This is a genomic window from Streptomyces pseudogriseolus (assembly GCA_002154585.1).
GTDB classification, from domain to species: domain Bacteria; phylum Actinomycetota; class Actinomycetes; order Streptomycetales; family Streptomycetaceae; genus Streptomyces; species Streptomyces pseudogriseolus.
Genome location: MUNG01000679.1, coordinates 1 through 736, shown reverse-complemented (window position 1 = coordinate 736; position 736 = coordinate 1). Strand labels below are relative to the sequence as shown.

Annotated in this window: 1 protein-coding gene; it reads left to right on the top strand. The window is 68.0% G+C overall.

The features are described from left to right. The coding region (locus tag CCN29_RS34050; RefSeq protein WP_442538685.1) for a helix-turn-helix domain-containing protein at positions 1-736 on the top strand (736 nt) is incomplete at both ends.

The window sequence follows — 736 nt, the reverse complement described above, 5'->3', positions numbered from 1 at the left end:
GCCGTCGGCGTCTGTCGATCGAGCTGAAGAAGCTCCGGGAGAAGAGCGGACTGACCTGTGCCCAGGTCGGCCAGGCACTGGACTGGAGCGGCTCCAAGGTCAACCGCATGGAGACCGGCAGCGGGAGGGTCCAGCCCTCGGACGTCGACGCCCTGTGCCGCTTCTACGGCACGAGCGACGAGCTGCGCGAGTTCCTGAAGTCCCTGGCGCGCGAGGCCAAGACGCGCGGGTGGTGGCAGGTGCACGGGGCCGGTGTGCCCGAGTGGTTCAACATCTACATCGGTCTGGAGCNNCTCCACACCACCGGCGCCCACATGTCGGCCGAGGACATCGACCGGGCCGTACGCGTACGGCTCGAACGGCAGGAGATGCTGACGCGTCCCGACGCGCCCGAGGCCTGGTTCGTTGTCAACGAGGGGGCCGTGCGCAACGTCATCGGGGACCGGGAGATCATGCGGGAGCAGCTCGAAAAGATCCTGGAGATCACGGAGTTGCCGAGTGTGACCCTTCAGGTGCTGCCCTTCGACTCGGGCACGTATCCGGCGACGGGTTCCTTCACCATGCTCGGTTTCCCGGCCCCGGAGGACCCGGACCTGGTGTACCGGGACGGCATCACGGACGCGGTCTACCTGGAGGGCGAGCATCATGTCCGTGAGTACACACGGGCGTTCGACGGCCTGCGTGCGGCGGCCCTCAGCCCGCAGCGGTCCGCCCGGCTCGTCCAGTCCGTCGTGAA